We start from the raw sequence: 23,078 nt of genomic DNA, 5'->3' as shown, positions 1-23,078 counted from the left end.
AAATGCCTGGAATCGGGAATGAATGGCCTGGCCCGGGAATAAAGCGATAGTATGTTAGTATCTGCTATCGCTGTAACCCCCAGCGGTTATTGTGTTCAGGATGTTATCGTAACGTTTAAAAAAGTAACAACGCTAGAAATTTGCATTAACACCCAGAGTATACAAAAACTCCTCTCCGCTGGTGGTATGTTCCCCTTGTGCAAGCGACGCATAGGCCGCAACGTGCGTGTTAAACGGCATATCCGTTCCCACGGTCACATCCATCCAGTTGCCGTTTTGTGCCGGAGAGGGTGTCTGCGGCATGCCAAACTGCGATTTCCACTGATTCTCACCAAACTGCTGGTTATAGCTAATCTGCGCCCAGGGACGGAGATCGCCGTAGCGGGTATTCACACGCCACCCCAGCGTGCTGACGCTGGCATGCCAGAGCGGGTCGCTGGACGTTTGCATCGTCGCACTATCACCAAACTCGTTAATCATCATGGGAGCCGTGCCGTCATAACGCCACGCCACCACCGGGCCGGTGTTGGTACGCGCTGAAACAGGAAAATTCCAGCCCACGCTCATCGCTCCGTCCAGGGTATTCAGGGCCAGGCCAGGCGCATCCTGTGACGACTGAATACGTTCAGCAAGAATATCCTCATACCGCGGTGGGTGATCCGCGTCCCAGGTATAGCGTTCCGCCGTATTATTTTGTGCGTCTGAAACAATATATTCCTGTTGCCAGGCAGATGCTGTATTACAAAAAAACAGGCAGGCTGAAATTCCCACCAGGCCAGAAGCGGCATGGCGACCACTGATTTTTTTTATCATCATCAATGCGACCCCAGAGAGAGCCGAATTCGGCGATTATTATCATTTTCAGGACGAGATTTTAGAGCCTATGGCTCTGTATTAACTATTGTCTTTTTCGCCAGCACGTCAAGCCAGCCAGGTTGAATTATTTAACGTTCTGTCAGCCACTGCGCTATTCATAAACAACGCTGAAGGTCAGCATGGCGTTAGCCGCTCCCGATTTTGCATCAGGGCTGACCGTGACATAGCTGGCGATATACTCCAGCGCGTTGTTTCCATCAGTGGGGATGATGTGTGCCAGGGGCGTGGGATCGGTGCTCAGCGGATACTGCTGAACGCCCCCGCCGGTTTTAATTTTCAGGGCAATCCCCGTCGCGCCGCCGCTGTCCAGCGCAAAAAGATGGGGGTCCGTGCTGTCCGCCAGGCCATCCATAGTGACGTAAGTCCGGGCCACGTTAGCGCAGTTTTTTAGCGCAATCGTAAATTTCTGTTGATTAAGTTCACGCCCAGCCTGTACCGGGCGCGGCAGTATTACCGACCCCATATCCACCTCAATGTTGTCCTTCTCCAGTTCGCAGGTTCCCTGACGAATGCTGATGGTAAAATGTACATCCCCGGCAGACCCTATATTGACGGGAATCGCCCATGCGCCGCAGGAGATCAGCAGTCCACCATAGATCATCGCGTTTATCATTTTCACGGCGTCACTCCACATCAATTCGCAAGGTGGCGATACCTTCAAAATCGCCGGTTTCCGGCAGCTTACCGGTCGTGCTCACAGGCGAGAACGAAAGCGTGGTGGAGGCCGAACGGTGGATGTCATCCGTCAGCGGCGAGGCCGTCAGCGCCTGCGCATCCGTGCTATTCGGTTTTAGCACCACGCCGCTGGCGTTTTTGATCACTGCGCCAATATCCGGATTACCAAGATCGATGGCTGAACTGTCATTCGCATTCGGCGTTCCCTCAATGCGCAGATAGATTTTCACGCCGTCCGCAATATTAGTGCAATTAAACTGCAGATCTTTCGTCACCGGCGAGGCGCCAGCCGGAAGCTGTCCTTTGCGATCCTTAAAGTCATGCGCCTGGAATTCACCAAAGGGGATCTCCAGCGTGCTGCCGCTGGCCAGTTCACAGCCCTGGGGCACGGTGACAGAACCACTGAGATAAACCGCTGCCAGAGGCATTGCGCTATACACGCCGGGTTTCTTGGTGCCATACAGGTTCATAATATTAGTGGAAGGGATATCCAACTGGCCTACAAAGGGGTGGTTGATATAGAGCGATAATTTTCCTTTACTGCCTGTCGTTATATCTGCGTTCTCAGTGTCAGTATTCACATCACACAATTGACGAGTACTGTTCTTATTTGAAACATCGGAAAAAGGGGCGTCAACATACTCTTTTACACGACCCTCAATCCAAATCTGAGTGGCGATTTGAATATTGTTATTCACACTATAGAACTCTTGCGTACCATCACGATGACCAAATGGAAGTGAAGTGGCTGCTTTATAATATACTGGTGTCGTTTCCTCATTATCCGGGCAGTCGCAGATGCCCGGATATTGCCTCCCTAAATCCCAGGTATAAAAATCCGGTAACACTGTGCCCGAACTGTTCTTCGAGGTATCTGTTACCGTCTTGATCATTAAAGCGTTCAACTGGTACGTGCCGTTCAGGGAGGTGCAGGGGCCCCAGTCGTCTGCCGCCAGCGCCTGGCGGGAAAACAGCGCCGCACACACCAGCCCGGTTAGCGCAAAAACACGTTGATACATCGTCTTTTCCTTCCCTGTTATCGACAGACCGCGTGGGTCATCACCACGTCGCTGCTGTTTTGCTGCTCTGGCAGCGTAAAGTTCACGCGACACTGCTGGCCGGCATCGTTACCCCAGCGCAGCTGTAGCAGCCCGCTCTCCGGCATGCCGCTGATATAAAGCTGCCCCTCTTCACCCACAATACTGCTGTTCTCTTTCTTATCATCCACCAGCGTGGCCGTAGCGCCAAAAGGCACGACCCGGCCATCAACCTGAGTGACGTTCATCAGCACCCGGTAGCCCACGCGGGTATCGAAGCGAGCCCGTACGATGGCGCCCCGCGTGGGCACCACGTTCACCGAGGCATTGTCCAGATCCACCTGGCTGTTCAGGCTGTCGCTTCTCAGCGCGACCTCCGTTTCACGGTACGGACTGAGGTAAGGCACCACCGCATTCCCCATCCAGTCCACCGTCACGCCACCGTTATTGACCACTCTTGCGCCCCGTGCGCCCGGCGCCGAAATCAGCGCAATCGACTCGCCCAACGGCTGTGACAGCGTAATCCCTTCGCTGTGGGCAATAATCCCGCCGCGCAGACCATAGTTAACCTGCTGACTGTCGCGGTTGTAGTTATACCCCATGCTGGCATTGCCAAATCCTCCCTGGTAATCCAGATTGGCGTTGCCGCTGTTGCCAACGCCATTGCTGCCATACCCTTCCTGGACGCTGTAGTTGAGGTTATGGTCTTCCAGCGCAGAGCCGCTTAACCCCGCCTGCTGCAGGGTACGGCCATGCTGGTCGGTGGTAAGGTGGTAGTTGCTCCATACGCGACCGAGCGGCACCGACAGGCTAAACGACCACAAGCGGTCGCTCTCATGACCATCGTGGCTTTTGGTCCAGGAGTAGGCCACGCTGTAATTCACCCGGCCAATACGTCCGTTATAGCCAGCGTTAATGGAGCGCTGCTTACCTTCATCATTCCAGTAATCCTGCTGAGTGGCGTTAACATAAACCGAACCGTAGCTGCCCATCTGCTGGCTGACGTTAGCCTGAATCTGGCTGCGTTTGTGGTAGTTGGCGGAATCACTGCCCGCGTCGCTGCGCACATCTGTTGCTTCCTGGAAGGTATAAAAACCGCTGGTCGAATACTTGTAGCCCATCAGGCGAAAATCCGTCCCGCCGTTAAAGCTTTTGGAATAGAGGAATCGATAAGACTGGCCTTCGTCGGAGCGGCCATCCGCCAGCGTGCTTTTGGCCTGGGTCACATCAACGGAGATCGCGCCAATGTAGCCGAAGTTTTTCCCCAGCCCCGTTGCCAGTGCGGTGTAATCCTCAGAAAGGATGGCACCGCCATAGACAGTAAAACCCAGCGGCAGCCCGTACATGGCATCAAACTGTCCAAATTTTGGCTCGTCACTGCGGTAATTCCCGGCGCGGTATTCCCCACCGGAAAGCGTGTATTTGAGATGTCCCTCGCGCTGAAAAATCGCGACCGACGAGAAAGGCTGAATAAATGTCTGCTCGCTGCCATCGGCCTCTTTCACCTTCACCGTCAGGTCGCCGCTGTTCGAGGTGGGATAAAGATCGTTAATCTCAAATGCGCCAGGCTGTACATACGCACGGTAAATGACGTAACCATTCTGTTCGATGGTCACCTCAGCGTTGCTTTTCGCGATACCACGTACTACGGGGGCAAACCCCCGCTGGCTGTCCGGTAACATGTCATCGTCCGAGGCCAGCATGACGCCACGCATCTGCACGCTGTCAAAGATATCGCCCGCCGTTGAGGTATCCCCGAGGGTAAGTTCAGCTTTCAGCGGCACGATGGCGCGACTCAGAGATGTACCAAGATTATCCCAGTGCTGTTCACCGTCGTTGCGGGTCCAGGTACTGTAGTTACGCAAACGCCATGGCCCCAGGTTCATGCCGCTGCGCGTATTCAGGTAATGGTTGTCGCTGCTGTCACTCAGATCGCTGTTATGGTCGTTGTAACTGGAATGACTGCCGGAAAAGTTGTAGTCCAGCAGCAGAGCGTTGACCCCCTCATCCCAGCGTGATTCGGGTACCGTACCGCGTGCGGTTTGCTGCATAGCGGCCTGGGGGAAACGCATCACCAGCGTTTGTTCAGCAAAATCAAAATGGCTTGCCGCCTGGGGAATAATCTCTTCAAAGGCAACGCAGGCTTCAGGTAGAACCTGCTTAAGCGCCGGGAAACTGTCGATACGCACACCCATGCCTTCAAGCTGCACCCGACTCAGGCAAGGCATCAGCGTTTCACCCAGTTTATCGTGCTGAGCCGGAGTCGCCGCTTTAAACTCCAGCGTTCTGGACTCCATCTTGCGGTCATTCACTACCACTGCCACCCGATATTTGCCAGGTACCTGCTCAGCACTTTTCGATTCAAACAGTGAGAGATCGACGTGCTGATCAATACCAGGTACCTCTTCCAGAAAACGAGGATTAAATTTTCCCGCCCATGCAGGGGACGTCCCCGCCACCATCAGCGCGAGTGCAGACAACGAGAAATGGGGAGCGTTTCTGGCAAAAAAATGTGACATCCATGGCATTGCGGCGTTCCTTAAGACAATGTTCAGTTCAGATGCTGCGTCAGCATCTCGCCTGCCGTCCCAAAGTCATTGATAATGTTATATTTAACGTCTTTTACCTGACCCACTTCTGCAGGAAGCTGGATAATCAATGAGCCTTTTGCAGGGACCATTCCCAACTTTTCAACAGCGTGCCCATCGGCATAAAGCTGATTAAAAGTAAGATTGAAAGCGGAAGGATTGGTCACACTGAGTTGATGGTTTCCCACACGAGAGAAACGCAGCGTTTCCCAGCCATCCATACTTTTGCCCTGAAGACTCGCCGGGCGATAAAAAAGCTTAAGACGTGTACGTACCGCAATCTGCAGCACGTTTTTGTCCGCTGAGCCCTCGCTTTGTGCAGGAATGGATTTTACGTTTATCCAGTAAACAGACTCGCGATCCTGAGGCAGCGCATCCGTGGTTTTCACAATACGCAGGACGTTATTTTTCGTTGGATTCAGTTTGAACAAAGGCGGCGTGATGATAAACGGCGTTTTTTTACTGCCATTGATATCATCAATCCAGGACTGAATAAGAAATTCATCCGTCGTACTTTTATTATTCACCGTGAGCGACGCTTCTTTTTTACTCCCGTCATATATCACTCGCGTACTGCTCAACGCCACCCCAGCGGCGTAACCGGTTGACGTAATAAATGAAAGCGTTAATGTACCGAGTAATATAAAACTGCCACCTCTCATGATTCTCTCCATCGAATCATTAAAGGCAATAGAAACTATTGCCTTTTCTCTTTGTTAATTATTCGTATGTCAGATTGAAGTCAACTTCTGCATTACCATAACCCGTAGTTATAGCAGCCTTGGTGGCGACATAACTGGCGGTGTAGTACAGAACGGTTTGACCCGCCTGAAGCGTTGTTGTCGCTTTTCCTGTATTGACATCAACCAGCTTATTGCCGTTGTCATAGATGCCAATACCTACGCCTGAAGCAGAGCCAGCCTCCGTGTTGACGGAGAGCAGCGAATCGTTTGTTTCATCGGCGATGCCTGAAAAACTCACGTTAACTTTGGTCTTGCTGGAGATATCACATTCTTCCAGTTTGATTTCAAACGGTCTGGAGGAAGATTTATCGCCCACTTCAGTGAATACGCTCTTTTTCACCTGGCCGAGCACAACTTCCTGATTTTGTGAATCAACAGAAATGACGCAGGGTGAATCAACTATTTCACCTGTGAATTTGATCGTACCATCACCGGACGCTGCGGCAAAAACGGATGACGACATAACAGCAAGAATCGGAAAAAGCGCAATAATCTTTTTCATTAAAACTCCTTTTAAAAAATACGCCAATGGGATAAAACAAGCCTGAAAATATAATACACCTGCAGATTCAATAAAATAATATTCATTAAAGAATGTATTCAGTTAAACTAAACACTCCCTTTAATAATCATTAAAACAATATTTAATTTAAACATCTAAACTTATACAGATTAATCAGCCTTGAAAATATAATTCCTATTAATACAAGCCAAAAAATACATTTTGCGAATGTCAGAATGATACGCGGTTCACAGTGTCATCGAAGAGGTTATGCGCTTTGGAGGCTGAACCGTCATAATGTCCGCAGGCTATCGATTCATTTAGCATCAACATCATTAAGGGACATCGCCTATGCAACGTTGCGGTTGGGTAAGCCAGGATCAGCTTTATATCGACTATCACGATGGGGAATGGGGCGTGCCGGAAAGGGATGGCAAAAAACTCTTCGAGATGATCTGTCTGGAGGGCCAGCAGGCGGGTTTGTCATGGATTACGGTACTAAAGAAACGCGAAAACTACCGCAATGCCTTTCACCAGTTCGATCCTGTCGCCGTCGCCGCCATGACCGATGACGACGTGGAACGCCTGGTGCTGGATGCCGGCATCATCCGCCATCGCGGTAAGATCCAGGCCATTATTGGTAACGCACGCGCTTACCTGGCGATGGAGCAAAACGGTGAATCCTTTTCAGCGTTTGTCTGGACGTTCGTGAATAACGAACCACAAATCACGCAGGCCGCCACGCTGGCTGAAATCCCCGCCTCGACGCCAGCCTCGGATGCGCTCTCGAAAGCCCTGAAAAAACGTGGCTTCAAGTTTGTCGGCTCCACTATCTGCTACGCCTTTATGCAGGCCTGTGGCCTGGTCAACGACCATGTTACCGGCTGCTTCTGTCATCCGGGAGGCCATTATGATCCGCAAATGGCAAAGTGAGAATACCGCACCGCTTTTGAGCCTATGGCTTGAAAGCACCACCGTAGCGCATCCGTTTATTGAGGCGAGTTACTGGAAAGAAAATGAAGCCATGGTGCGGGATGTTTACCTGCCTTCGGCTGAAACCTGGGTCTGGGAACAGGATGGCGAACCTTGCGGATTTATCAGCGTGATGCAGTCGCAGTTTGTCGGCGCACTGTTTGTCGCCCCGGGGTATATCGGTAAAGGCATCGGGCGTGCGCTGCTGAACCACGTTCAACAGCGCTTCCCGCACTTAAGCCTGGAGGTGTATCAGAAAAATGTCCGGGCGGTGAATTTCTACCACGCGCAGGGCTTTCGTATTGAAGACAGCGCCTGGCAGGATGACACTCAACATCCGACCTGGATCATGAGCTGGCAGGCGGATCAAACGCCGTTAAGGTAAGCTCGGGTCCCTGATATTTCTCGACCCAGGCCAGCGCCGTGTTTCCTGCACAACCATTCCCCAGCTTCGAGCTGGGGAGATCTTTGGTCAGCACGTTAACCGCCCCGTTTTTACAGATCCCCCCTTCGGTGGGCTCCAGGTCAGGCCAGGCGCCCTGGTGAATACAGAAAACACCCGGTTTAATCCCGTCGCTCACGACCGCTCCGGCCAACACCTGTCCGCGATGGTTCCAGACGCGCACCACGTCACCGTCAACAATTCCGCGGGCGTTTGCATCGAGGGTATTCAGCGTAATCGGTTCTCGCCCTGCAACCGCATACCGCTCACGCAGTGACGTGTAATTAAGCTGGCTGTGCAGACGATGCGCAGGATGGGCTGACAACACCTGCAGCTGCCCCGGCTGGGCGTTGCCGTGCCACTCGTCCGGCTCGAGCCACATAGGGTGCGGCGGGCAGTCGGCATAGCCAAAGCTGGCGATGCGCTCGCTGTAGATCACCATCTTTCCGCTCTCGGTTTTCAGCGGGTGCTTCTCCGGGTCGCGTCGGAAATCGGCGAAACGGACAAACTGCGCGTTCTGTTCACTCTCCGGCATTTCGACGATCTGGTTTGCTTCCCAGAATTCAGTAAAGGGCGGTAGCGTGACACCCTGGGCGGCACCGCGCTGAGCGGCAATCTGATAGAAAGTTTCCAGCCATTCGAGATCGGTTTTCCCCTCGGTGAAACGCTCCCGACCACCCGCTTCCCACAACTCGCTCAGTTCAGCAAATACGTCAAAATCATCACGCGCTTCATCACGTGGCGCCACCACGCGCTTCATCGGCACCATATGCTGGTTGCTGTAGTCGCCGGTCATGGTGAGATCGTTACGCTCAAACGAGGTGGTCGCCGGCAGCACGATATCGGCGTGTTTGGCCGAGGCGGTCCAGAAGCACTCTGAGATCACCACCAGCTCCGGCTTCTGCCAGGCGCGGATCAGACGATGGGTATCCTGATGATGCGTGAAATTCGCCCCACCCGCCCACCAGACAAATTTAATCTCCGGGAAATGGCGGTCCTGACCGTTGTGCTGATAAAAACCGCCCGGATTTTCCAGGGCTTCAACAATACGCGCCACCGGAATTTTATCCACGGCATCCACGCCCCCCTGCACCGAGCCCTGCATGGAGGCTAGCACGGCCGCTTTACGGGTGGGGTTACCGCCGTTCGCGAAGTGATAAGAGAGGCCAAAACCACCACCCGGGGTACCGATCTGCCCGATCATCGCGGCGAGCGTCACCAGCATCCAGTGTTTTTGCTCGCCAAACTGCTGGCGCTGCATCCCCCAGCCGGACATCAGCATCGTGAGGTTTTGATGGAACAACGCCGCCAGTTCGCGGAGTTTATCCGCAGGAACGCCGCAAATGTCTGCCGCCCACTCTGCCGTTTTGGCCACGCCATCCGTTTTACCCGTCAGATAGTCGGCGAATTTATCGAAGCCGGTGGTACAACGCGTCAGGAATTCGACATCGTGCCAGCCGTTTTCGACCAGCGTATGGGCGATACCTAACATCATTGCCACGTCGGTGCCCATATGCGGGGCAATCCACTCGGCGCTGTCGCCAAAGAAGTCCATGGTTTCAGAACGCATCGGGTCAATACAGATGATGCGCTTGCCGCTTTTACGCAGCGCGTCAAAATAGCCAATGCCCTGCTCGTCGCTGGCATTCCAGGCAATTTTCAGCGTGTTGAGGGGGTTAGCGCTCCAGAGCACCACCACATCGGTGTGTTCCAGCACCAGCGGCCAGCTGGTCTGCTGCTGATAAACCTCATTACCCCCCACCACATACGGCATAATCGCCTGCGCCGCGCCGGTGGAGTAATCCCCGAGATGGCCGGTGTAGCCTCCCGCCAGGCTCATATAACGCTGCAGCAGCGTCGAAGCCTTATGCAGCACGCCGTTTGAACGCCAGCCGTAAGAGCCGGCAAAAATAGAGGCAGGACCATAGCTGTCGCGGATCCGCTTGTGCTGGGTGTGGATCAGCGCCAGCGCGTCATCCCAGCTCACGCGAACAAATTCGTCCTGACCACGAATGCCCTGTGGCTTGTCCGGCGAAGCCAGAAATCCTTTACGCACCATCGGCCAGCGCACGCGCGTTTTACTGTGCACCTGATCGCGAACGACGGTCTGTAAAGAGTTGGGATGTTGGGTTGGCAATGCCCCGCGAGAAGACAGGACATTCTCGCCATCGGTTTCGACCAGCATCGGCCCCCAGTGGGCGGCGGTCAGAATGGTTTTCGTTGAGGTGCTCAAGCGTGCGCTCCTGGTTGCGTGCAGGTTTACGGCCTTCTTATTGAGGCAGTTTATGGTTTGTCACAAATTTCAGAGTTATCCCCGGAATTTTCTCCGTATCCGGACGTCATAATCAACTGCCACGCTCGCCGTGGCAAAGAATAAAAAGGATTAAGGAAAGAAGATGAAAAAACGCGTACTCGTTATTGCCGCTCTGGTGAGCGGTGCACTGGCTGTTTCTGGCTGCACAACCAACCCTTACACCGGCGAACGCGAAGCGGGTAAATCCGGTATCGGCGCGGGTATCGGCTCGCTGGTAGGCGCAGGCGTTGGGGCACTCTCCTCCTCCAAGAAAGACCGCGGCAAAGGCGCGCTGATTGGCGCAGCAGCGGGCGCGGCGCTGGGCGGCGGCGTCGGTTATTACATGGACGTACAGGAAGCGAAACTGCGCGACAAAATGAAGGGAACCGGCGTGAGCGTCACCCGCAGCGGGGATAACATCATCCTGAACATGCCAAACAACGTGACCTTCGACAGCAACAGCGCAACGCTGAAACCTGCGGGTGCTAACACCCTGACCGGCGTGGCGATGGTGCTGAAAGAGTACAACAAAACCGCCGTGAACGTGATTGGCTATACCGACAGCACCGGCAGCAAGGATCTGAACATGCGTCTGTCCCAGCAGCGCGCCGATTCCGTGGCCAGCTCGCTGATTACCCAGGGTGTTGAAGCAAACCGCATCCGCACCAGCGGCATGGGCCCAGCTAACCCTATCGCCAGCAACAGCACGGCGGAAGGCAAAGCGCAGAACCGCCGCGTTGAGATTACGTTAAGCCCAATTCAGTAGGTAAAAGCAAAACGGCAACCCCGTTGCCGTTTTTAGTGTTTGCGCCCTCTCCCGTGGGAGAGGGTTGGGGTGAGGGCATCAGGCCGCAACCTCCGGTAAGCGCAGCGCCACCGGGCAAATTACTTGATTCGTCCGATTTTCCCGCTAAGGTATTCTCACTAAATTCAGGGAAATCAGTGATGAGCAAACCAGCCCGGGCCACCATCAGCGACGTGGCGAAAGCCGCCAGAACCGGTAAAACCAGTATTTCGCGCTATCTCAACGGCGAGAAACACCTGTTGTCTGATGCCCTGCTGGCGCGAATTGAACAGGCGATTGCCGATCTCGACTACCGCCCCAGCCTGATGGCGCGCGGGCTTAAACGCGGCCGCACCCGCCTCATCGGTCTTATCATCGCCGATATCACCAATCCCTATTCCGTTAACGTGCTCAGCGGTATCGAAGCGGCCTGTCGCGAGAAGGGCTTCACGCCGCTGGTCTGTAATACCAACAACGAAGTCGACCAGGAGCTGCACTATCTCGATCTGCTGCGCAGCTATCAGGTGGAAGGGATTGTGGTTAACGCGGTGGGCATGCGGGAAGAAGGATTAAATCGCCTGCAGCAGTCCTCCCTGCCCATGGTCCTCATCGACCGTAAAATTCCCGAATTTGCCTGTGATGTGGTCGGGCTGGATAACACCCAGGCCGCCACGACCGCCACCGAACATCTGATTGAACAGGGTTTCGAGGCCATTCTGTTTCTGAGCGAACCGCTGGGCATGGTTAACACCCGTCGTGAACGCCTGGGCGCATTTCGCGCCACGCTGGAGCGTTATCCGGGTGTGATCGCCGAAAATGCCGAAACGCCGCTTCACGAAGCCGACCAGCTCGACAACACCCTGCGCCAGTTCCACACCCGCCATCGCGGGATGCGCAAAGCCGTGATCTCCGCCAACGGGGCGCTGACGCTTCAGGTCGCCCGTTCGCTCAAGCGCATTGGCCTGCACTGGGGCAGCGACATTGGTCTGCTGGGGTTTGATGAACTGGAGTGGGCGGAGCTGGCCGGTGTCGGTATCACCACCCTCAAACAACCCACCTGGCAAATTGGCTATGCTGCTGTAGAACAAGTGGTTCGTCGTATCGAAGGTATCAACGATGCCGTACGCGAGCAGGTGTTCTCCGGTGAACTGATTGTTCGCGGCTCCACCGCGCGTTAATTTCCCCTTGTGATGTCGATCATAAATTCAACATCCTGACCTTTTCTTTGGAACCGGTTCCATCTAGCGTAATAGTATTGATATGTTGCGATGGAGTCCGACGATGGACAGGAAAATTATGGTGGTCACCGCCGCGTACGGCGCGGAACAGGTGCGACAGGCGGGCGGTCAGCGGGCGATGCTTCCCGTTATTGCTGGCGCGGGCGCAGACGGCGTGGAGATCCGCCGGGAACTGTTCAACAGCGAAGAGCTGCTGGCGCTGCCTGCGCTGGGTGAATCCATTGAGCTGCTGGGCCTGCTGGCGTGCTACTCCGCACCCTCCGCCCTGTTTATGCCCGACGGCACACTCAACCCGGACCTGCCCCGCTATCTCTCTGAGGCCAATACCCTGAACGCGCTGTGGCTCAAGGTTTCCCTCGGCCATTTCAGCGACACGCACTCTCTCGACGCCCTGCGTGCGCTGCTGAACACAAGCGGCATGGCGCTGGTCGTGGAAAACGATCAGACCGACTGCGGCCAGCTCGCGCCTATGCAGCGTTTCCAGGCCGCCTGTCGGGACATGGCGCTCCCCGTCACCCTGACCTTCGACATGGGTAACTGGCTGTGGGTTGGCGATTCGCCCGAAGAAGCAGCCCGCCATCTGGCCCCTGCCGTGAGTTATATCCACGTGAAAGCCGCCGTGCCGCATAAGGATAACTTCCGCGCTGTCGCACCGGACCACGCCGATGCGCGCTGGCTGGCTCTGCTCAGCCAGCTGCCCGCCGATGCCCCGCGCGGTATCGAGTTCCCGCTGGAAGGGACGGATTTAACCGCCGTGACCCGCCATTACGTCAACCTGCTACGCGAGGAGTAAACCATGCACAAGACGCTGGATGTCATCACTATCGGCGAGGCCATGGCGATGTTTGTCGCCACCGAAACAGGCGAGCTGAGCGCGGTGGAGCGCTTTATCAAACGCGTGGCAGGCGCAGAGCTGAACGTCGCGACCGGGCTGGCGCGTCTCGGCCTGAACGTCGGCTGGGTCAGCCGCGTGGGGGATGACAGCTTTGGTCATTTCGTTCTCGATTCGCTGAAAAAAGAGGGTATTGATGCCGCAGGCGTCACCCTCGACGGACGCTTCCCCACCGGTTTTCAGCTTAAATCTAAAGTCGAAAATGGAACCGATCCCATCGTGGAATATTTCCGCAAGGGATCGGCTGCAAGCCATCTCTCCGTGGCGGATTACCACGCCGACTATTTTGCAGGCGCACGTCACCTGCACCTGAGCGGCGTCGCCGCGGCACTTTCTGCCAGCTCGTATGAACTGCTCGATCATGCCGCGACCACCATGAAGGCCCAGGGGAAAACCATCTCATTCGATCCCAACCTACGCCCGGTGCTGTGGAAAAGCGAGGCAGAAATGGTTGAGAAGCTCAACCGTCTGGCGTTCCGGGCGGACTGGGTTCTGCCAGGCCTGAAAGAAGGGATGATTCTGACCGGCGAAAGTACGCCGGAAGGCATTGCCGACTTCTACCTTAATAAGGGGGTAAAAGCGGTGGTGCTGAAAACCGGTGCCGATGGCGCATGGTTTAAAACCGTCGAGGGTGAACAAGGCGCGGTCGCTGCGGTGAAGGTTGAGAACGTCGTCGATACCGTCGGCGCGGGCGATGGTTTTGCCGTGGGCGTCATTAGCGCCCTGCTGGAAGGCAAAACGCTGCAGCAGGCTGTCGCGCGGGGCAACAAGATTGGCTCGCTGGCCATTCAGGTGCAGGGCGATAGCGAAGGATTACCAACACGAGCACAGCTCGGCGCTTAAATTCCCTCTCCCTGTGGGAGAGGGCCAGGGTGAGGGCAGCAAGCCGCACCAGATAATTAAACCACCGTGTACCCTACAGACAACGGCGGTAACCACCTCAACAACAGAGGCAAGCCTATGAACAGTTCGACCAATGCAGTAAAACGCTGGTGGTACATCATGCCAATCGTGTTCATCACGTACAGCCTGGCGTACCTTGATCGTGCCAACTTCAGTTTCGCGTCCGCGGCAGGGATCACCGAAGACCTGGGGATCACCAAAGGGATCTCCTCCCTGCTGGGCGCCCTTTTCTTCCTCGGCTACTTCTTCTTCCAGATCCCTGGCGCGATCTATGCGGAACGCCGCAGCGTGCGCAAGCTGATCTTCATCTGTCTGATCCTGTGGGGCGCCTGCGCGTCTCTCACCGGCATGGTGAACAATATTCCTGCCCTGGCCGCTATTCGCTTTATCCTCGGCGTGGTTGAAGCGGCGGTGATGCCGGCGATGCTGATCTACATCAGCAACTGGTTTACCAAATCCGAACGTTCACGCGCCAATACCTTCCTGATCCTCGGTAACCCGGTCACGGTACTGTGGATGTCGGTCGTCTCCGGCTACCTCATCCAGTCCTTCGGCTGGCGCGAGATGTTTATCATCGAAGGGGTACCGGCGATTATCTGGGCCTTCTGCTGGTGGGTGCTGGTGAAAGATAAACCAGCCCAGGCGAAATGGCTCTCCGAAGATGAGAAAGCGGCGCTGCAGGCACAGCTGGATAAAGAGCAGCAAGGACTGAAGGCGGTGCGTAACTATGGCGAAGCCTTCCGCTCCCGCAACGTGATCCTGCTGTGCGCACAGTATTTTACCTGGAGTATTGGGGTGTACGGCTTTGTGCTGTGGCTGCCGTCCATTATCCGCAGCGGCGGTGAAAACCTCGGTATGGTCGAGGTAGGCTGGCTGTCATCCGTGCCGTATCTGGCGGCGACAATCGCGATGATCATCGTCTCCTGGGCATCGGACAAGCTGCAAAACCGTAAGCTGTTTGTCTGGCCGCTGCTGCTGATCGCTGCCTTTGCCTTCATTGGCTCCTGGGCCGTGGGCGCAAACCACTTCTGGGTCTCTTATACGCTGCTGGTGATTGCCGGTGCAGCCATGTACGCCCCGTATGGACCGTTCTTTGCCATCATCCCGGAGATGCTGCCGCGTAACGTCGCAGGTGGCGCGATGGCGCTGATCAACAGTATGGGTGCGCTGGGCTCGTTCTGCGGCTCCTGGTTCGTCGGTTACCTGAACGGTGCCACCGGCAGCCCGGCTGCGTCATACATCTTTATGGGGGTGGCGCTTTTCGCCTCCGTATGGCTTACTCTGATTGTTAAGCCTGCTAATAATCAACAACACCCTGTCGGCGCTCGCCACGCCTGAAACCTTAAAACACAACGGAGATTAGCATGAAGCCGTCCGTCATTTTGTATAAAGCCCTGCCGGAAGATCTGCAGAAGCGCCTTGAAGAGCACTTCACCGTCACGCAGGTGAAGAACCTGAGCCCGGAGACCGTGGCACAGCACGCTGAGGCGTTCGCCCGCGCTGAAGGCCTGCTGGGTTCAAGCGAAAAAGTGGATGTCGCCCTGCTGGAGAAAATGCCGAAGCTTCATGCTACCTCAACCGTGTCCGTGGGTTACGATAACTTCGACGTGGAGGCCCTTAATGCCCGCAGGATCCTGCTGATGCATACACCGCATGCCCTGACGGAAACCGTGGCCGACACGCTAATGGCGCTGATGCTCACGACGGCCCGTCGCGTGGTGGAAGTGGCTGAGCGCGTCAAAGCGGGCGAGTGGACAAAAAGCATAGGTCCGGACTGGTTCGGCGTGGATGTGCACGGCAAAACGCTGGGTATTGTGGGCATGGGGCGTATCGGACTGGCACTGGCGCAGCGCGCGCATTTTGGGTTTAACATGCCGATTCTGTACAACGCGCGTCGCCACCACAGTGAAGCTGAAGGACGTTTTAACGCCCGCTACTGCGAGCTGGATACGCTGCTGCAGGAAGCGGATTTTGTCTGCCTGGTCCTGCCGCTGACAGACGAAACCCGTCATCTGATTGGCAAAGCGGCGTTCGAAAAGATGAAGAAGTCAGCCATTTTCATCAACGCGGGTCGCGGCCCGGTAGTGGATGAGAAGGCGCTGATTGAAGCCCTGCAAAACGGTGAGATCCATGCCGCCGGTCTGGACGTGTTTGAGCAGGAGCCGCTGCCGGTGGATTCCCCACTGCTGACGCTACCCAACGTGGTCGCCCTGCCCCACATCGGCTCCGCCACCCATGAGACGCGCTACAACATGGCGGCCACGGCAGTAGATAATCTTATCGCTGCCCTCAGTGGCAGAGTGGAGATGAACTGCGTGAATCCGCAGGTACAACGGTAGAAACGAAAAAACCCGCCAGAAGGCGGGTTTTTAAATTCTTTGCTACTGGGTTGGAAGCTTACAGGCTTACAACGTTACCAGCTGCTGGGCCTTTAGCGCCGCTTTCGATGGTGAAGGACACTTTCTGACCTTCGTCCAGAGATTTGTAGCCATCGTTCTGGATAGCAGAGAAGTGTACGAACACGTCTTTAGAGCCATCGTCAGGAGTGATGAAGCCGAAACCTTTATCAGCGTTGAACCATTTTACCAGACCAGTCATTTTAGCAGACATAGAATTACCTTAATTAACAAATATATTGTGCCTTCCGGCTTGATGGATTGCGTTACAGATTTTTAAGCGATGAAGGAAGGGTCACTACGAAGGGTATCTATGGATAACAATCTGGACTGCTTTACTAAACTGCTTTAGGTCTGTGTAACAAACCGACGCGAACAGTTATACCGATGTGGGGGAGGAATGACAAGCGTTATTTTCGGAATGCATAAAAAAACCCCGCCGGAAGCGGGGTTTTTTCAGTTTATTCTGTGGCCGCGACGGCTGCGCTCCAGGCCTGGCTAAAGGCCTGATGCTGGGAGGCCAGCGGTCCAATCAGCGTATTGTACTGACTTGCCTGCTGCGAGGTCGGGAACTGAATGCCATTGGCGACAAAGCTTACCTGAGTCTCCTGCTGGGCGATAAAGTCACCCACCTGAACCAGCTGCTGCGTGAAAATTTGCGCGGCCGGAATCAGCGGTTGCAGCGCTTCAGACGGTTTGGTCACCACTTTCTCATACACTTTGTCGAAGACAGGTTTGAGATCGTCGCCCTGCTTCAGCGCAGAACGTGACGCATCAGCCTGCATTTTCGCATTCTGCAACTGCTGACTCAGCACGCCAAGCGCACCGTTGGACTGACGTAACGGTTCGCGCTGCGTCATATAATCCTGTGGAACGCGGATGGCGTTCACGCTATCCACTACCGGGCGGATACCGGAATCCATCGCCTGACTCACCTGCTGTGAATAACCATAAAGAATGGCGTAATCGGACACGAAGGGGCCAAACTGTTTTTTCTGATCCGCAGTCAGCGTCGGCAACCGCTCGCCGCTGCGCATCACTGTATTCTGCAGAAAATCGATAAACGCTTTGCGCTGATCGCCTTCTTTATCAAAACACCCACTCAGGCTAACAACCATCAACAACGCCGCAATAGGCGCAAACCAGCGAGAGCAGGACTTTCCTGTCGCCATTTTATTACTCCTTTCACCCAAAAAAGCGCACACCGGCACACGCGTGCCCAACGCTGACAAGGATAGTCCAGGTCAGCCTTGCAAGATACTCTTTTCATGCAAAACGGCTATTGCCAATTTATTTCTTACCATTTACAAAAAAATACCTGGCGAGGCCGACATATGACTAATCAGGTAATTAGCATAAATATCCATATCGCTGAATCGGGTACAGCATTCGTTACCGCACGATTAATCACAGCCGTGACGATCCTGGGTCTGGATTAGGGACTATTCTTAATTGGCTCTCTGATGTTCTTGATCACGATGTGAGATTTAAGAGGAGTCCTCAATGGAATATAAAGATCCTGAGTTTGAGCTGCTGAGCAGTCTGGAACAGATCATTTTTAAAGATGTACCGCAGACGATTACCCTGCAACAAAAATCCAATCCCTTTACAGAATATGAGCAATTGCGCAAAGGGACAGGACTGAAAACCGAAGAATTCGCCAGAGCGATGGGTGTCAGCGTGGCTATGGTGCAGGAGTGGGAGTCGAAACGTGAGAAACCCACCCCAACCGAGTTAAAGCTGATGCGCCTGATTCAGGCCAACCCTGCACTCAGCAAACAGATAGCGTAGTGACGTTTGAATGCCCCCGCCTTTGCGGGGGCTTGTGTTTTAAAGGCTTTCACAACGCCATCCCGCCTGTTCCCACACCCATTCATGCGTTAACGTTAAGCCTCTTAAAAAAGCCTCATCGTGTGATACCACCAGCAGTGCCCCGGGGAAACCGGCCAGCGCCGCTTCAATCGCCTGTACCGAAGCCAGATCAAGATGATTGGTTGGTTCATCCAGCAGCAGAAGCTGCGTGGCTTCAGCGCGCCAAAGCACGCAGGCGAGCGCAGCCTTAAGACGCTCGCCACCGCTGAGTTCCGCCAGCGGGAGCGTGACTTTGTCGGCACCCAGCTGCAGCTGCGCTAAACGGGTTCGCAATACCCCCTCTTCCAGAGGCGTATGACTCAAATTGAGATGCGTCATGACCGATTGTGAAAGATCGAGCTGTGACAAATGCTGATCGAGATAGGCGCAGCTGACAGAAACCTTACAGGCACCTGAACGTGGGGCGATCTCACCGAGGATAGTTCTTAACAGCGTTGATTTTCCGCAGCCGTTTGGCCCCTTTAACGCCACGCGCATCGGTCCGTCCATGCGCAAGGTGATGGGTGCAACGGGCACATGCGGTAATACCAGATCCTCCAGCACCAGCACCTGTTTGCCTTCCGGGATCTGACTTCCCGGCAGGGTAAACATCACCGGGTTATCTTCTTCAACCCTTTCACGCGCCTTATTAACCGCGGCATTCAGCGCCTCGTTTTGCTCGCTGTGCTGCTTCTTCCAGCTGCCAATTCGTTCCTTTGCCGCGCCTTTGTATTTGACCCGCTCAAACGAGGCGATATTCAGGGTATCAACGGTGCGTAACGTCTTTGCCGACCGCCGCTGGCTGTCGTCATGCTCTTTCTGCATGCGCGCCCGGGTACGTTTGCGCTCGGTTGCTGCATGCTCCAGCGCCGCACGGGCAGCCTGCTGTTCGGTATCCCGCTGATGGGTATAGTCCGCATAATTCCCGCCGTAGCTGCGCAGGCCCGAGGCGCTCAGTTCCAGAATACGCGGTACCTGCTCCAGAAGTTCTCGGTCATGGGAGGCCACCAGCACACCGCCCTGAAACCGTCTAAGCTGGTCGTAAAACCATGCCCGGCTTTGTCGATCCAGATGGTTAGTGGGTTCGTCCAGCAGAAGAAAGTCCGCGTCCGCCGTAAATGCCCCGCACAGCAGGGCGCGAATGCGCTCGCCGCCGCTGAGTTCACCGGCGGGCTTATCCGGATCAAACGCGGGCAGTTGCGCATGGATAAATGCCTCGCTCAGACGCTCGGCTAAATCCCAGTGGCCGTCGAGTATGTCCAGATCCTCAGGCTGGTAATCGCCGCTATCAATACGCTCACGTGCCGCGAAAATCGCCTCATAACCCAGCAGTTCCGCCAGTGTCGTCTGTGCAGAAATAGCATGCTGCTGCGCCACATAGAAGTACGAGCCAAAGCGTTCAATATGACCGCTGGCTGGTTCATCCCGCCCCGCCAGCATGCGCAGCAGACGCGTTTTCCCGCTACCGTTGCGACCAACCAGCGCGCACAGGGAGGGCTCCAGCGTGAGATTCAGCGGACCAAAAAGGATATCGCCCGTCGCAAACTGACAGGTGACCTGATGCAAAATAAAAGAGGGGGACTGCGCAAAATGAGCCATAAGCACTCCTGAATGAAATCAAAACATCCCCTGCCGACGCGGTAGCGTTTAGCAAGGATCGAAATTCATCAGTCGTGTTTGTTCATTTTTGGGGGGCGCTCCAGAGCGAGAAAGTTAACGCGGATAAGAATAGCGGTAATGTGTTGACCATTTCAAGGTTAAATTTTCATCAGTGCACCATAAAAAAACCCGCCGAAGCGGGTTTTTAGCCTTTATAACAACGGGCACATTACTGCAGCAGCGAAATATCCGCCACGCGCAGGAACAGCTCACGCAGTTTTTCGAGCATAGAGAGACGGTTAATACGCAGCTCTTTGTCTTCTACGTTCACCATCACTTTCTCGAAGAAGGCGTCGATAACGTCACGTAGCTCCGCCAGCTCCACCAGCGCTTCCTGGTAGCGGCCTTCCGCGAAGTACGGCTCGAGCTTGTCGCGCAGCACCACAACCTGCATCGCCAGGGCGATCTCTTCCGGCTCTTTCAGCGTCGCGGCGTTTACGCGCTCGTTCAGCGTTTCGTCGGATTTCGCCAGAATGTTGGAGACACGCTTGTTGGCCGCAGCCAGGGCAGATGCCGCTTCCAGCGTACGGAAGTGGGAAACCGCCTTCATACGCGCATCGAAATCTGCCGGACGGGTTGGACGACGTGCCAGTACCGCCTGAATGGTGTCAACGGTGTAACCTTCGTCCTGATACCACGCGCGGAAGCGACCGAGCATAAAGTCGATCACATCATCCACCACGTTGGCGTTGGTCAGCTTATCACCGTACAGACGCACCGCTTCTTCGGTCAGGGTCTGCAGATCCAGGTTCAGGTTCTTCTCAACGATGATACGCAGCACGCCCAGCGCCGCACGACGCAGCGCAAACGGGTCTTTGTCGCCTTTTGGATGCTGGCCGATACCGAAGATACCTGCCAGGGTGTCCATCTTATCGGCAATCGCCACGGCGCAGGCAACCGGGTTAGACGGCAGCTCGTCACCCGCAAAGCGCGGCTGATACTGCTCGTTCAGGGCAACCGCCACGTCTTCCGCTTCGCCATCGTGACGCGCGTAGTGCATCCCCATCACACCCTGGGTGTCGGTAAATTCGAACACCATGTTGGTCATCAGGTCGCACTTGGACAGCAGGCCCGCACGGGTGGCGTGGTTGACATCAGCGCCGATTTCACGGGCGATCCAGCCGGACAGCTCCGCAATACGGTCGGTCTTGTCGCGCAGCGTACCCAGCTGCTGCTGGAACAGTACGGTCTGCAGACGCGGAAGATGATCTTCCAGACGTTTTTTACGGTCGGTGTTGAAGAAGAACTCGGCATCCGCCAGACGCGGGCGCACCACTTTCTCGTTACCGGAGATAATCTGGCTCGGATCTTTCGATTCGATGTTCGCGACAAAGATGAAGTTTGGCAGCAGCTTGCCGTCGTTGGCGTAGACAGGGAAGTACTTCTGGTCACCCTTCATGGTGTACACCAGCGCTTCAGCCGGAACGGCCAGGAATTTCTCTTCGAACTTCGCGGTCAGCACAACCGGCCATTCCACCAGCGAGGTCACTTCTTCCAGCAGGCTGTCGCTCAGATCGGCTTTACCGCCAATCTTACGCGCCGCCTCTTCTGCATCGGCTTTGATTTTGGCTTTACGCTGTTCGTAGTCAGCAATGACCTTACCGCGCTCCAGCAGGATTTGCGGATACTGATCGGCATTGTCGATGGTGAACTCAGGCTCGCCCATGAAGCGGTGACCGCGGATCACGCGATCGGACGCCACGCCCAGGATGGTGGCCGGAATCACGGTATCGCCCAGCAGCAGGGTCACGGTGTGAACCGGACGCACGAAGTGCACGTCGGACGCGCCCCAGCGCATCAGCTTAGGAATCGGCAGCTTAGCCAGCGAACTCGCAATCATGTCCGGCAGCAGCGCTTCAGCGCTTTCACCTTTTACGTGAGCGCGATACAGCAGCCACTCGCCTTTGTCGGTGGTCAGACGCTCGGCCTGGTCAACGGTAATACCGCAACCACGCGCCCAGCCTTCTGCTGCTTTGCTTGGCTTGCCTTCGGCATCGAACGCCTGGGCAATCGCCGGGCCACGTTTTTCCACTTCACGATCCGGCTGAGACGCCGCCAGGTTAGCCACTTTCAGCGCCAGACGACGCGGCGCAGCAAACCATTCAATTTTACCGTGCGCCAGGCCAGCGTTATCCAGCTCGGCAGTCACGTTCGCAGCAAAAGATTCAGCCAGGCTGCGCAGGGCTTTTGGTGGCAGCTCTTCGGTGCCGATTTCCACCAGGAAAGTTTTCTCAGACATGGCCGCCTCTTATTTGTTTCGGTTGCACATCGGGAAGCCAAGGGCTTCACGGGACGCATAGTAAGCTTCTGCAACGGCTTTGGTCAGGGTACGAATACGCAGAATGTAGCGCTGACGTTCAGTCACGGAGATCGCTTTGCGGGCGTCCAGCAGGTTGAAGCTGTGGGCGGCCTTCAGAATACGCTCATAAGCAGGCAGCGGCAGCGGAGTCTCCAGCGCCAGCAGCTGCTGCGCTTCTTTCTCGTACTGCTCGAAGCAGGTGAACAGGAAGTCCACGTCCGCGTATTCGAAGTTATAGGTGGATTGCTCCACTTCGTTCTGATGGAACACGTCGCCGTAGGTGGTTTTACCCAGCGGGCCGTCGCTCCAGACCAGGTCGTAAACGCTGTCTACGCCCTGAATATACATAGCCAGACGTTCCAGACCGTAGGTGATTTCACCGGTGATCGGTTTACATTCCAGACCGCCAACCTGCTGGAAGTAGGTAAACTGGGTCACTTCCATGCCGTTCAGCCACACTTCCCAACCCAGCCCCCAGGCACCCAGCGTTGGGTTTTCCCAGTTATCTTCCACGAAACGGATATCGTGAATGGTGGGATCCATACCCAGCTCTTTCAGTGACCCGAGATACAGTTCCTGAATATTGTCTGGTGATGGCTTAATCACCACCTGGAACTGATAGTAATGCTGCAGACGGTTCGGGTTCTCACCGTAACGACCATCGGTCGGACGGCGGGAAGGCTGCACATAAGCGGTCGCCATTGGCTCTGGCCCCAACGCGCGTAAGCTGGTCATCGGGTGTGAAGTGCCGGCGCCGACTTCCATGTCCAAAGGTTGAACAATGGTACAGCCCTGACGAGCCCAGTAATCCTGTAAGGTCAGGATCAGGCCCTGGAAGGTCTTGGTATCAAACTTTTGCATAGTATTTCGTGCTGGATACGTGTGGTTTTAAATGGAAGGGACCAGTATACCCGCTGGCTGCAAGATA

At 55.2% G+C, this 23,078-nt stretch carries 21 protein-coding genes; 9 read left to right on the top strand and 12 right to left on the bottom strand.

The window, feature by feature from the left end:
* Positions 1-132 precede the first annotated feature (132 nt).
* The 6 genes from SP99_RS00925 to lpfA all read right to left on the bottom strand — a co-directional run bounded on the left by SP99_RS00925 (position 133) and on the right by lpfA (position 6,421).
* Positions 133-816: an autotransporter domain-containing protein gene (locus tag SP99_RS00925; protein WP_047957502.1), complete on the bottom strand. Its 684-nt coding sequence runs from the start codon at positions 814-816 to the stop codon at positions 133-135.
* 151 nt (positions 817-967) lie between these two features.
* Positions 968-1,495 (bottom strand): long polar fimbrial protein LpfE, encoded by a 528-nt coding sequence (gene lpfE, locus SP99_RS00920; RefSeq protein ID WP_047959750.1) that lies wholly within the window; start codon positions 1,493-1,495, stop codon positions 968-970.
* Positions 1,496-1,499: 4 nt separating this feature from the next.
* A complete protein-coding gene (lpfD, locus tag SP99_RS00915) occupies positions 1,500-2,570 on the bottom strand; it encodes a long polar fimbrial protein LpfD (RefSeq protein WP_047957501.1) in 1,071 nt (356 codons plus the stop codon).
* A 17-nt stretch (positions 2,571-2,587) separates the two neighbouring features.
* On the bottom strand, positions 2,588-5,116 hold the full coding sequence (gene lpfC / locus SP99_RS00910) for an outer membrane usher protein LpfC (protein WP_047957500.1): 2,529 nt from the start codon (positions 5,114-5,116) through the stop codon (positions 2,588-2,590).
* A 23-nt stretch (positions 5,117-5,139) separates the two neighbouring features.
* Complete coding sequence (gene lpfB, locus SP99_RS00905; protein WP_047957499.1) at positions 5,140-5,838, bottom strand: long polar fimbrial biogenesis chaperone LpfB; 699 nt, start codon at positions 5,836-5,838, stop codon at positions 5,140-5,142.
* A gap of 58 nt (positions 5,839-5,896) precedes the next feature.
* A complete protein-coding gene (gene lpfA / locus SP99_RS00900; RefSeq protein WP_047957498.1) occupies positions 5,897-6,421 on the bottom strand; it encodes a long polar fimbrial major subunit LpfA in 525 nt (174 codons plus the stop codon).
* 351 nt (positions 6,422-6,772) lie between these two features.
* Here lpfA and tag point away from each other — a divergent pair, with 351 nt between their 5' ends.
* Positions 6,773-7,354 (top strand): DNA-3-methyladenine glycosylase I, encoded by a 582-nt coding sequence (gene tag, locus SP99_RS00895; RefSeq protein WP_047957497.1) that lies wholly within the window; start codon positions 6,773-6,775, stop codon positions 7,352-7,354.
* A complete protein-coding gene (locus tag SP99_RS00890; protein ID WP_047957496.1) occupies positions 7,332-7,778 on the top strand; it encodes an N-acetyltransferase in 447 nt (148 codons plus the stop codon). The genes tag and SP99_RS00890 overlap by 23 nt, the downstream gene beginning before the upstream one ends.
* Here the strand turns inward: SP99_RS00890 and SP99_RS00885 are convergent.
* Complete coding sequence (locus tag SP99_RS00885) at positions 7,741-10,020, bottom strand: molybdopterin guanine dinucleotide-containing S/N-oxide reductase (protein WP_047959749.1); 2,280 nt, start codon at positions 10,018-10,020, stop codon at positions 7,741-7,743. The genes SP99_RS00890 and SP99_RS00885 overlap by 38 nt on opposite strands.
* Before the next feature lie 211 nt (positions 10,021-10,231).
* Here SP99_RS00885 and SP99_RS00880 point away from each other — a divergent pair, with 211 nt between their 5' ends.
* From SP99_RS00880 to ghrB, 6 genes are all read left to right on the top strand, one after another.
* A complete protein-coding gene (locus SP99_RS00880; protein WP_021242473.1) occupies positions 10,232-10,894 on the top strand; it encodes an OmpA family lipoprotein in 663 nt (220 codons plus the stop codon).
* A 179-nt stretch (positions 10,895-11,073) separates the two neighbouring features.
* Complete coding sequence (locus SP99_RS00875; protein ID WP_047957495.1) at positions 11,074-12,090, top strand: LacI family DNA-binding transcriptional regulator; 1,017 nt, start codon at positions 11,074-11,076, stop codon at positions 12,088-12,090.
* A gap of 103 nt (positions 12,091-12,193) precedes the next feature.
* On the top strand, positions 12,194-12,943 hold the full coding sequence (locus SP99_RS00870) for a sugar phosphate isomerase/epimerase family protein (protein ID WP_047957494.1): 750 nt from the start codon (positions 12,194-12,196) through the stop codon (positions 12,941-12,943).
* A 3-nt stretch (positions 12,944-12,946) separates the two neighbouring features.
* Complete coding sequence (locus SP99_RS00865) at positions 12,947-13,885, top strand: sugar kinase (protein WP_047957493.1); 939 nt, start codon at positions 12,947-12,949, stop codon at positions 13,883-13,885.
* Between the two features lie 117 nt (positions 13,886-14,002).
* Positions 14,003-15,283 carry an MFS transporter gene (locus tag SP99_RS00860; RefSeq protein ID WP_025759175.1) on the top strand — a complete coding sequence of 427 codons (1,281 nt, stop codon included), beginning with the start codon at positions 14,003-14,005 and terminating at the stop codon, positions 15,281-15,283.
* A gap of 26 nt (positions 15,284-15,309) precedes the next feature.
* A complete protein-coding gene (ghrB, locus tag SP99_RS00855) occupies positions 15,310-16,284 on the top strand; it encodes a glyoxylate/hydroxypyruvate reductase GhrB (RefSeq protein ID WP_047957492.1) in 975 nt (324 codons plus the stop codon).
* A 58-nt stretch (positions 16,285-16,342) separates the two neighbouring features.
* Here the strand turns inward: ghrB and cspE are convergent, their stop codons facing one another.
* Together cspE and SP99_RS00845 are read right to left on the bottom strand one after the other, a co-directional pair.
* Complete coding sequence (gene cspE, locus SP99_RS00850) at positions 16,343-16,555, bottom strand: transcription antiterminator/RNA stability regulator CspE (protein ID WP_003860775.1); 213 nt, start codon at positions 16,553-16,555, stop codon at positions 16,343-16,345.
* A gap of 247 nt (positions 16,556-16,802) precedes the next feature.
* Positions 16,803-17,513: a DUF3053 domain-containing protein gene (locus tag SP99_RS00845; RefSeq protein ID WP_025759171.1), complete on the bottom strand. Its 711-nt coding sequence runs from the start codon at positions 17,511-17,513 to the stop codon at positions 16,803-16,805.
* 331 nt (positions 17,514-17,844) lie between these two features.
* On the opposite strand from SP99_RS00845, the gene SP99_RS00840 reads away from it, so the two are divergent.
* Positions 17,845-18,132: an HTH-type transcriptional regulator gene (locus SP99_RS00840; protein ID WP_025759170.1), complete on the top strand. Its 288-nt coding sequence runs from the start codon at positions 17,845-17,847 to the stop codon at positions 18,130-18,132.
* A 39-nt stretch (positions 18,133-18,171) separates the two neighbouring features.
* On the opposite strand, the gene SP99_RS00835 is transcribed toward SP99_RS00840, so the two are convergent.
* From SP99_RS00835 to glyQ, 3 genes are all read right to left on the bottom strand, one after another.
* Entirely contained in the window at positions 18,172-19,791 is a 1,620-nt protein-coding gene (locus tag SP99_RS00835; RefSeq protein ID WP_047957491.1) for an ABC-F family ATP-binding cassette domain-containing protein, read from the bottom strand.
* A gap of 229 nt (positions 19,792-20,020) precedes the next feature.
* Positions 20,021-22,090 carry a glycine--tRNA ligase subunit beta gene (glyS, locus tag SP99_RS00830; protein ID WP_047957490.1) on the bottom strand — a complete coding sequence of 690 codons (2,070 nt, stop codon included), beginning with the start codon at positions 22,088-22,090 and terminating at the stop codon, positions 20,021-20,023.
* A gap of 9 nt (positions 22,091-22,099) precedes the next feature.
* Positions 22,100-23,011 carry a glycine--tRNA ligase subunit alpha gene (gene glyQ / locus SP99_RS00825; protein WP_003860141.1) on the bottom strand — a complete coding sequence of 304 codons (912 nt, stop codon included), beginning with the start codon at positions 23,009-23,011 and terminating at the stop codon, positions 22,100-22,102.
* Positions 23,012-23,078: the final 67 nt, after the last annotated feature.

The sequence above is a fragment of the Enterobacter sp. BIDMC92 genome (genome assembly GCF_001030225.1).
Lineage (GTDB): Bacteria > Pseudomonadota > Gammaproteobacteria > Enterobacterales > Enterobacteriaceae > Enterobacter > Enterobacter sichuanensis.
This window is presented reverse-complemented; position numbering and strand designations above follow the sequence as displayed.

Excerpts from the sequence above, each read along its gene's own strand:
- SP99_RS00840 (WP_025759170.1), top strand. The coding sequence starts at position 17,845 with ATGGAATATAAAGATCCTGAGTTTGAGCTGCTGAGCAGTCTGGAACAG.
- cspE (WP_003860775.1), bottom strand. The coding sequence starts at position 16,555 with ATGTCTGCTAAAATGACTGGTCTGGTAAAATGGTTCAACGCTGATAAA.
- SP99_RS00875 (WP_047957495.1), top strand. The coding sequence starts at position 11,074 with ATGAGCAAACCAGCCCGGGCCACCATCAGCGACGTGGCGAAAGCCGCC.
- lpfA (WP_047957498.1), bottom strand. The coding sequence starts at position 6,421 with ATGAAAAAGATTATTGCGCTTTTTCCGATTCTTGCTGTTATGTCGTCA.
- ghrB (WP_047957492.1), top strand. The coding sequence starts at position 15,310 with ATGAAGCCGTCCGTCATTTTGTATAAAGCCCTGCCGGAAGATCTGCAG.
- SP99_RS00845 (WP_025759171.1), bottom strand. The coding sequence starts at position 17,513 with ATGGCGACAGGAAAGTCCTGCTCTCGCTGGTTTGCGCCTATTGCGGCG.
- SP99_RS00925 (WP_047957502.1), bottom strand. The coding sequence starts at position 816 with ATGATGATAAAAAAAATCAGTGGTCGCCATGCCGCTTCTGGCCTGGTG.
- tag (WP_047957497.1), top strand. The coding sequence starts at position 6,773 with ATGCAACGTTGCGGTTGGGTAAGCCAGGATCAGCTTTATATCGACTAT.
- SP99_RS00885 (WP_047959749.1), bottom strand. The coding sequence starts at position 10,020 with ATGCTGGTCGAAACCGATGGCGAGAATGTCCTGTCTTCTCGCGGGGCA.
- lpfB (WP_047957499.1), bottom strand. The coding sequence starts at position 5,838 with ATGAGAGGTGGCAGTTTTATATTACTCGGTACATTAACGCTTTCATTT.
- lpfC (WP_047957500.1), bottom strand. The coding sequence starts at position 5,116 with ATGCCATGGATGTCACATTTTTTTGCCAGAAACGCTCCCCATTTCTCG.
- lpfD (WP_047957501.1), bottom strand. The coding sequence starts at position 2,570 with ATGTATCAACGTGTTTTTGCGCTAACCGGGCTGGTGTGTGCGGCGCTG.
- SP99_RS00890 (WP_047957496.1), top strand. The coding sequence starts at position 7,332 with ATGATCCGCAAATGGCAAAGTGAGAATACCGCACCGCTTTTGAGCCTA.
- SP99_RS00870 (WP_047957494.1), top strand. The coding sequence starts at position 12,194 with ATGGACAGGAAAATTATGGTGGTCACCGCCGCGTACGGCGCGGAACAG.
- glyQ (WP_003860141.1), bottom strand. The coding sequence starts at position 23,011 with ATGCAAAAGTTTGATACCAAGACCTTCCAGGGCCTGATCCTGACCTTA.
- SP99_RS00865 (WP_047957493.1), top strand. The coding sequence starts at position 12,947 with ATGCACAAGACGCTGGATGTCATCACTATCGGCGAGGCCATGGCGATG.
- SP99_RS00860 (WP_025759175.1), top strand. The coding sequence starts at position 14,003 with ATGAACAGTTCGACCAATGCAGTAAAACGCTGGTGGTACATCATGCCA.
- SP99_RS00880 (WP_021242473.1), top strand. The coding sequence starts at position 10,232 with ATGAAAAAACGCGTACTCGTTATTGCCGCTCTGGTGAGCGGTGCACTG.
- glyS (WP_047957490.1), bottom strand. The coding sequence starts at position 22,090 with ATGTCTGAGAAAACTTTCCTGGTGGAAATCGGCACCGAAGAGCTGCCA.
- SP99_RS00835 (WP_047957491.1), bottom strand. The coding sequence starts at position 19,791 with ATGGCTCATTTTGCGCAGTCCCCCTCTTTTATTTTGCATCAGGTCACC.